7 protein-coding genes and 1 pseudogene are annotated in these 8,243 nt (G+C 51.6%); all 8 read left to right on the top strand.

Annotated elements, in window-relative coordinates; genetic code table 11:
- Positions 1-209, top strand: a pseudogene (gene tuf, locus MXM41_RS22120) (elongation factor Tu); the annotation flags it as partial.
- Between the two features lie 230 nt (positions 210-439).
- On the top strand, positions 440-823 hold the full coding sequence (secE, locus tag MXM41_RS22115; protein WP_003862342.1) for a preprotein translocase subunit SecE: 384 nt from the start codon (positions 440-442) through the stop codon (positions 821-823).
- 1 nt (position 824) lies between these two features.
- Positions 825-1,370, top strand: a complete 546-nt coding sequence (nusG, locus tag MXM41_RS22110; protein ID WP_003862341.1) for a transcription termination/antitermination protein NusG — start codon at positions 825-827, stop codon at positions 1,368-1,370.
- 155 nt (positions 1,371-1,525) lie between these two features.
- Positions 1,526-1,954, top strand: a complete 429-nt coding sequence (gene rplK, locus MXM41_RS22105) for a 50S ribosomal protein L11 (protein WP_004097640.1) — start codon at positions 1,526-1,528, stop codon at positions 1,952-1,954.
- Positions 1,955-1,957: 3 nt separating this feature from the next.
- On the top strand, positions 1,958-2,662 hold the full coding sequence (gene rplA / locus MXM41_RS22100) for a 50S ribosomal protein L1 (RefSeq protein ID WP_103177798.1): 705 nt from the start codon (positions 1,958-1,960) through the stop codon (positions 2,660-2,662).
- A gap of 290 nt (positions 2,663-2,952) precedes the next feature.
- The gene (rplJ, locus tag MXM41_RS22095) at positions 2,953-3,450 is read left to right on the top strand and encodes a 50S ribosomal protein L10 (RefSeq protein WP_001207203.1); all 498 of its coding nucleotides are present in this window, start codon (positions 2,953-2,955) and stop codon (positions 3,448-3,450) included.
- A gap of 66 nt (positions 3,451-3,516) precedes the next feature.
- The gene (gene rplL / locus MXM41_RS22090; RefSeq protein WP_121268267.1) at positions 3,517-3,882 is read left to right on the top strand and encodes a 50S ribosomal protein L7/L12; all 366 of its coding nucleotides are present in this window, start codon (positions 3,517-3,519) and stop codon (positions 3,880-3,882) included.
- A gap of 318 nt (positions 3,883-4,200) precedes the next feature.
- Positions 4,201-8,229, top strand: a complete 4,029-nt coding sequence (rpoB, locus tag MXM41_RS22085; protein WP_325934418.1) for a DNA-directed RNA polymerase subunit beta — start codon at positions 4,201-4,203, stop codon at positions 8,227-8,229.
- Positions 8,230-8,243 lie beyond the last annotated feature (14 nt).

The raw sequence follows: 8,243 nt of genomic DNA, 5'->3' as shown, positions 1-8,243 counted from the left end.
GCTACCGTCCACAGTTCTACTTCCGTACTACTGACGTGACCGGTACCATCGAACTGCCAGAAGGCGTTGAGATGGTAATGCCAGGCGACAACATCAAGATGGTTGTTACCCTGATCCACCCAATCGCGATGGACGACGGTCTGCGTTTCGCAATCCGTGAAGGTGGCCGTACCGTTGGCGCGGGCGTGGTTGCTAAAGTTCTCGGCTAATTGCTGATAACATTTGACGCAATGCGCATGAAAAGGGCATCATTTGATGCCCTTTTTGCACGCTTTCGAACCAGAACCTGGCTCATCAGTGATTTTATTTGTCATAATCATTGCTGAGACAGGCTCTGAAGAGGGCGTTTTAGTCCGAAACGCAACAGAGCATTTCGGTTTGGTTCGCCTCGCTATCGCGGGGTGAAAATGTTTGTAGAATACTTCTGACAGGTTGGTTTATGAGTGCGAATACCGAAGCTCAAGGGAGCGGGCGCGGCCTGGAAGCGATGAAATGGGTAGTGGTAGCCGTATTGTTGATCGTGGCAATCGTCGGTAACTACCTTTATCGTGACATGATGCTGCCGCTACGCGCGCTGGCAGTGGTAATTCTGATTGCTGCAGCGGGTGGTGTCGCGCTGTTGACGACCAAAGGTAAAGCGACCGTCGCTTTTGCCCGCGAAGCGAGAACCGAAGTCCGTAAGGTCATTTGGCCGACTCGCCAGGAAACATTGCACACCACGCTGATTGTAGCTGCGGTTACCGCTGTAATGTCACTGATCCTGTGGGGACTGGATGGTATTCTGGTTCGCCTGGTATCCTTTATCACTGGCCTGAGGTTCTGAGATGTCTGAAGCCCCTAAAAAGCGCTGGTACGTCGTTCAGGCGTTTTCCGGTTTTGAAGGCCGCGTAGCAACATCGCTGCGTGAGCATATCAAATTACACAACATGGAAGAGTTGTTTGGTGAAGTTATGGTTCCGACCGAAGAAGTGGTCGAGATCCGTGGCGGCCAGCGTCGCAAAAGCGAACGTAAATTCTTCCCGGGTTACGTGCTTGTTCAGATGGTGATGAACGATGCAAGCTGGCACTTAGTGCGCAGCGTACCGCGCGTAATGGGCTTTATCGGCGGCACGTCTGACCGTCCGGCGCCAATCAGCGATAAAGAAGTTGATGCGATTATGAACCGCCTGCAGCAGGTGGGTGATAAGCCGCGTCCGAAAACGCTGTTTGAACCGGGTGAAATGGTACGTGTTAATGACGGTCCGTTTGCTGACTTTAACGGTGTGGTTGAAGAAGTGGACTACGAAAAGTCCCGCCTGAAAGTTTCTGTTTCTATCTTCGGTCGTGCGACCCCGGTAGAGCTGGACTTTGCTCAGGTAGAAAAAGCCTAAGCAACCGATCAAAAAAGCGACGATTTAAACGTTGCACAGGGCGCGAGATTGGAATACAATTTCGCGCCTTTTGTTTTTATGGATTGTATCCGTAAAACGAATTTTATCACGGGGAGCCTCCTTGAGGCGCTATAACCCAATCAGAGGATTTTAGAATGGCTAAGAAAGTACAAGCCTACGTCAAGCTGCAGGTTGCAGCTGGTATGGCGAACCCAAGTCCACCAGTTGGTCCAGCTCTGGGTCAGCAGGGTGTGAACATCATGGAATTCTGTAAAGCGTTTAACGCCAAAACCGAATCCCTGGAAAAAGGTCTGCCAATCCCAGTCGTAATCACTGTTTACGCTGACCGTTCTTTCACTTTCGTTACCAAGACCCCGCCGGCAGCAGTTCTGCTGAAAAAAGCGGCTGGTATCAAGTCTGGTTCCGGCAAGCCGAACAAAGACAAAGTTGGTAAAATTTCCCGCGCTCAGCTGCAGGAAATCGCGCAGACCAAAGCTGCCGACATGACTGGTTCCGACATTGAAGCGATGACTCGCTCCATCGAAGGTACTGCACGTTCCATGGGCCTGGTAGTGGAGGACTAAGAAATGGCTAAACTGACCAAGCGCATGTCCGTGATCCGTGACAAAGTTGATGCGACCAAACAGTACGAAATCAACGAAGCTATCGCTCTGCTGAAAGAACTGGCTACCGCTAAGTTCGTTGAAAGCGTTGACGTTGCTGTAAACCTCGGTATCGACGCTCGTAAATCCGATCAGAACGTACGTGGTGCAACTGTACTGCCACACGGTACTGGCCGTTCCGTTCGCGTAGCCGTATTTGCCCAGGGCGCAAACGCTGAAGCTGCTAAAGCTGCAGGCGCTGAGCTGGTAGGTATGGAAGATCTGGCTGACCAGATCAAGAAAGGCGAAATGAACTTTGACGTTGTTATTGCTTCCCCGGATGCAATGCGCGTTGTTGGCCAGCTGGGCCAGGTTCTGGGTCCACGCGGCCTGATGCCAAACCCGAAAGTGGGTACTGTAACCCCTAACGTTGCTGAAGCGGTTAAGAACGCTAAAGCGGGTCAGGTTCGTTACCGTAACGACAAAAACGGCATCATCCACACCACCATCGGTAAAGTGGACTTTGACGCTGACAAACTGAAAGAAAACCTGGAAGCTCTGCTGGTTGCGCTGAAAAAAGCGAAACCAACTCAGGCGAAAGGCGTGTACATCAAGAAAGTTAGCATCTCCACCACCATGGGTGCAGGTGTTGCAGTTGACCAGGCTGGCCTGAGCGCTGCTGCAAACTAATGCCTTTACGTGGGCGGTGGATTTGTCTACAATCTTACCCCCACGTTTGCTAACAACGTTAGCGGCTAAAAGATTTGTTCGTTGGAGCCTGGCCTAATCCAGGCCTCCGTCGAAGACCGCAGGTGTTTCGTAAGAAACTTAATCCCCTGCGTAGACGGTGACAGAACGCTAAGATTATTTTTGGATACTCTGGCTTGTTTCTGCTCACCGTATTAAGACGCTCTACCCGTTGGGAAGAGTGAAGTGAGTTCCGGAACATGAGTTCCGGCAAACATCCAGGAGCAAAGCTAATGGCTTTAAATCTTCAAGACAAACAAGCGATTGTTGCTGAAGTCAGCGAAGTAGCCAAAGGCGCGCTGTCTGCAGTAGTTGCGGATTCCCGTGGCGTTACTGTAGATAAAATGACTGAACTGCGTAAAGCAGGTCGTGAAGCTGGCGTTTACATGCGTGTTGTTCGTAACACCCTGCTGCGCCGCGTAGTTGAAGGTACTCAGTTCGAGTGCCTGAAAGACACGTTTGTTGGTCCAACCTTGATTGCATACTCTATGGAACACCCGGGCGCTGCTGCTCGTCTGTTCAAAGAGTTCGCGAAAGCGAATGCAAAATTCGAGGTTAAAGCTGCAGCCTTTGAAGGTGAGTTGATCCCGGCATCGCAAATCGATCGCCTGGCAACCCTGCCGACCTACGAAGAAGCAATTGCACGCCTGATGGCAACCATGAAAGAAGCTTCGGCTGGCAAACTGGTTCGCACTCTGGCTGCTGTTCGCGATGCGAAAGAAGCTGCTTAATAGCAGTCATCTTTGTCAAGTATTCGCTTACGTATAAACTTATTCTGATTTTCAGGAACAATTTAAATGTCTATCACTAAAGATCAAATCATTGAAGCAGTATCCGCTATGTCCGTAATGGACGTTGTAGAACTGATCTCTGCAATGGAAGAAAAATTCGGTGTTTCCGCTGCTGCTGCTGTAGCTGTAGCTGCTGGCCCGGCTGAAGCTGCTGAAGAAAAAACTGAATTCGACGTAATTCTGAAAGCTGCTGGCGCTAACAAAGTTGCCGTAATCAAAGCAGTACGTTCTGCAACTGGCCTGGGTCTGAAAGAAGCTAAAGACCTGGTAGAATCTGCTCCAGCTGCGCTGAAAGAAGGCGTGAGCAAAGACGACGCAGAAGCACTGAAAAAATCTCTGGAAGAAGCTGGCGCTGAAGTTGAAGTTAAATAAGCCAACCCTTCCGGTTGCAGCCTGAGAAATTAGGCTGATGGCTGGTGACTTTTTGGTCACCAGCCTTTTTGCGCTGTAAGGCGCCAGTAGCGTTTCACACTGTTTGACTGCTGGTTGTCCTGACAATGCTTGTTTCTATCGACGACTTAATATACTGCGACAGGGTGCTCGCTCTGGGTAAATCGCAATGAAATGGTTTAAGCGTGATAGCAACAGGCATTGCGGAAAGTGTTCGATTTTCCGATCAACAAAATGGTGTTGCACAAACTGTCCGCCAATGGACAGATGGGTCGACTTGTCAGCGAGCTGAGGAACCCTATGGTTTACTCCTATACCGAGAAAAAACGTATTCGTAAGGATTTTGGTAAACGTCCACAAGTTCTGGACATTCCATATCTCCTTTCTATCCAGCTTGACTCGTTCCAGAAGTTTATCGAGCAAGATCCTGAAGGGCAGTACGGCCTGGAAGCAGCCTTCCGTTCCGTATTCCCGATTAAGAGCTACAGCGGTAATTCCGAGCTGCAATACGTCAGCTACCGTCTTGGCGAACCGGTATTTGACGTTCAGGAATGTCAAATCCGTGGCGTGACCTACTCGGCACCGCTGCGCGTTAAACTGCGTCTGGTGATCTACGAGCGCGAAGCGCCGGAAGGCACCGTTAAAGACATTAAAGAACAAGAAGTCTACATGGGCGAAATCCCGCTCATGACTGACAACGGTACTTTCGTTATCAACGGTACTGAGCGTGTTATCGTTTCCCAGCTGCACCGTAGCCCGGGCGTCTTCTTCGACAGCGATAAAGGTAAAACACACTCTTCCGGTAAAGTACTGTATAACGCGCGAATCATTCCTTACCGTGGTTCCTGGCTGGACTTCGAATTCGATCCGAAAGACAACCTGTTTGTCCGTATCGACCGTCGTCGTAAACTGCCTGCGACCATCATTCTGCGTGCACTGAACTACACCACTGAGCAGATTCTCGATCTGTTCTTTGAAAAAGTTGTCTTTGAAATTCGCGACAACAAGCTGCAAATGGAGCTGGTGCCAGAGCGTCTGCGTGGTGATACCGCGTCGTTCGACATCGAAGCCAACGGCAAAGTATATGTGGAAAAAGGCCGCCGTATTACTGCGCGCCACATCCGTCAGCTGGAAAAAGATGAAATCAAACACATCGAAGTTCCGGTTGAGTACATTGCTGGCAAAGTTGCAGCAAAAGACTACGTTGATGCCTCTACTGGCGAGCTGATCTGCCCGGCTAACATGGAGCTGAGCCTGGATCTGCTGGCTAAGCTGAGCCAGTCTGGTCACAAGCGTATCGAAACGCTGTTCACCAACGATCTGGACCACGGTCCGTACATGTCCGAAACCGTACGTGTCGACCCAACCACCGATCGTCTGAGTGCGCTGGTAGAAATCTACCGTATGATGCGCCCGGGTGAGCCACCAACTCGCGAAGCGGCTGAAAGCCTGTTCGAGAACCTGTTCTTCTCCGAAGACCGCTACGATCTGTCAGCGGTTGGTCGTATGAAGTTCAACCGTTCTCTGCTGCGTGACGCGATCGAAGGTTCCGGTATCCTGAGCAAAGAAGACATCATCGAAGTGATGAAGAAGCTCATCGATATCCGTAACGGTAAAGGCGAAGTGGACGACATCGACCACCTCGGCAACCGTCGTATCCGTTCCGTAGGCGAAATGGCAGAAAACCAGTTCCGCGTTGGCCTGGTACGTGTTGAGCGTGCGGTGAAAGAGCGTCTGTCTCTGGGCGATCTGGATACCCTGATGCCTCAGGATATGATCAACGCCAAGCCAATCTCTGCAGCAGTGAAAGAGTTCTTTGGTTCCAGCCAGCTGTCTCAGTTTATGGACCAGAACAACCCGCTGTCTGAGATTACGCACAAGCGTCGTATCTCTGCACTTGGCCCGGGCGGTCTGACTCGTGAACGCGCAGGCTTCGAAGTTCGAGACGTACATCCGACCCACTACGGTCGCGTATGTCCAATCGAAACGCCTGAAGGTCCAAACATCGGTCTGATCAACTCCCTGTCCGTGTACGCACAGACAAACGAATACGGTTTCCTTGAAACCCCGTATCGTAAAGTGACTGACGGTGTTGTAACCGACGAAATTCATTACCTGTCTGCTATCGAAGAAGGTAACTACGTTATCGCCCAGGCGAACACCAACCTGGACGAAGAAGGTCGCTTTGTTGATGACCTCGTTACCTGCCGTAGCAAAGGTGAATCCAGCTTGTTCAGCAACGACCAGGTTGACTACATGGACGTTTCCACCCAGCAGGTGGTTTCCGTCGGTGCGTCCCTGATCCCGTTCCTGGAACACGATGACGCCAACCGTGCATTGATGGGTGCGAACATGCAACGTCAGGCGGTTCCAACTCTGCGCGCTGATAAGCCGCTGGTTGGTACCGGTATGGAACGTGCTGTTGCCGTTGACTCCGGTGTAACTGCGGTTGCTAAACGTGGCGGTACTGTTCAGTACGTGGATGCTTCCCGTATCGTTATCAAAGTTAACGAAGACGAGATGTACCCAGGCGAAGCGGGTATCGACATCTACAACCTGACCAAATACACCCGTTCTAACCAGAACACCTGTATCAACCAGATGCCATGTGTGTCTCTGGGTGAACCAGTTGAGCGCGGCGACGTGCTGGCAGACGGCCCGTCCACCGACCTCGGTGAACTGGCGCTCGGTCAGAACATGCGCGTAGCGTTCATGCCGTGGAATGGTTACAACTTCGAAGACTCCATCCTCGTCTCCGAGCGTGTGGTTCAGGAAGATCGTTTCACCACTATTCACATCCAGGAACTGGCCTGTGTGTCCCGTGACACCAAGCTGGGGCCAGAAGAGATCACCGCTGACATCCCTAACGTGGGTGAAGCTGCGCTCTCCAAACTGGATGAATCCGGTATCGTTTACATCGGTGCAGAAGTGACCGGCGGCGACATTCTGGTTGGTAAGGTAACGCCGAAAGGTGAAACCCAGCTGACGCCAGAAGAGAAACTGCTGCGTGCAATCTTCGGTGAGAAAGCGTCTGACGTTAAAGACTCTTCTCTGCGCGTACCGAACGGTGTCTCCGGTACTGTTATCGACGTTCAGGTCTTTACTCGCGATGGCGTAGAAAAAGACAAACGTGCGCTGGAAATCGAAGAGATGCAGCTGAAGCAGGCTAAGAAAGACCTGTCTGAAGAGCTGCAGATCCTTGAAGCTGGCCTGTTTGGTCGTATCTACGCGGTGCTGGTTTCCGGCGGTGTTGAAGCTGAGAAGCTCGACAAGCTGCCGCGTGACCGCTGGCTGGAACTGGGCCTGGCCGACGAAGAGAAACAAAATCAGCTGGAACAGCTGGCTGAGCAGTATGACGAACTGAAACACGAGTTCGAGAAAAAACTCGAAGCGAAACGCCGCAAAATCACTCAGGGCGACGATCTGGCACCAGGCGTGCTGAAGATTGTTAAGGTGTATCTGGCCGTTAAACGTCAGATCCAGCCTGGTGATAAGATGGCGGGTCGTCACGGTAACAAGGGTGTTATCTCTAAGATCAACCCGATCGAAGATATGCCTTACGATGAAAACGGCACGCCGGTAGACATCGTACTGAACCCGCTGGGCGTACCGTCTCGTATGAACATCGGTCAGATCCTCGAAACCCACCTGGGTATGGCTGCGAAAGGCATCGGCGACAAGATTAACGCCATGCTGAAACAGCAGCAGGAAGTCGCGAAACTGCGCGAGTTCATCCAGCGTGCGTACGATCTGGGTACCGACGTTTGTCAGAAAGTCGACCTGAACACCTTCAGCGATGAAGAAGTGATGCGTCTGGCTGAAAACCTGCGTAAGGGTATGCCGATCGCAACGCCTGTCTTCGATGGTGCGAAAGAGTCTGAAATCAAGGAACTGTTACAGCTGGGTGGCCTGCCAAGCTCTGGTCAGATCACACTGTTCGACGGTCGTACCGGTGAGCAGTTCGAGCGCCAGGTTACCGTTGGCTACATGTACATGCTGAAACTGAACCACCTGGTTGATGACAAGATGCACGCGCGTTCTACCGGTTCTTACAGCCTGGTTACTCAGCAGCCGCTGGGTGGTAAGGCGCAGTTCGGTGGTCAGCGCTTCGGGGAGATGGAAGTGTGGGCGCTTGAAGCATACGGCGCAGCATACACCCTGCAGGAAATGCTCACCGTTAAGTCTGATGACGTGAACGGTCGTACCAAGATGTATAAAAACATCGTGGACGGCAACCATCAGATGGAACCGGGCATGCCAGAGTCCTTCAACGTACTGTTGAAAGAGATTCGTTCGCTGGGTATCAACATCGAACTGGAAGACGAGTAACTCTCGCTCAAACA

The organism is Leclercia adecarboxylata (assembly GCF_035787115.1).
GTDB classification, from domain to species: domain Bacteria; phylum Pseudomonadota; class Gammaproteobacteria; order Enterobacterales; family Enterobacteriaceae; genus Enterobacter; species Enterobacter adecarboxylatus_E.
Note: the sequence above shows the minus strand (reverse complement) of the source record. Positions and strands in the feature narration are given on the sequence as shown.

What these genes read in the sequence shown, in the direction of transcription:
- rpoB (WP_325934418.1), top strand. Translation starts at nt 4,201, where the DNA reads ATGGTTTACTCCTATACCGAGAAAAAACGTATTCGTAAGGATTTTGGT.
- rplK (WP_004097640.1), top strand. Translation starts at nt 1,526, where the DNA reads ATGGCTAAGAAAGTACAAGCCTACGTCAAGCTGCAGGTTGCAGCTGGT.
- rplJ (WP_001207203.1), top strand. Translation starts at nt 2,953, where the DNA reads ATGGCTTTAAATCTTCAAGACAAACAAGCGATTGTTGCTGAAGTCAGC.
- nusG (WP_003862341.1), top strand. Translation starts at nt 825, where the DNA reads ATGTCTGAAGCCCCTAAAAAGCGCTGGTACGTCGTTCAGGCGTTTTCC.
- secE (WP_003862342.1), top strand. Translation starts at nt 440, where the DNA reads ATGAGTGCGAATACCGAAGCTCAAGGGAGCGGGCGCGGCCTGGAAGCG.
- rplL (WP_121268267.1), top strand. Translation starts at nt 3,517, where the DNA reads ATGTCTATCACTAAAGATCAAATCATTGAAGCAGTATCCGCTATGTCC.
- rplA (WP_103177798.1), top strand. Translation starts at nt 1,958, where the DNA reads ATGGCTAAACTGACCAAGCGCATGTCCGTGATCCGTGACAAAGTTGAT.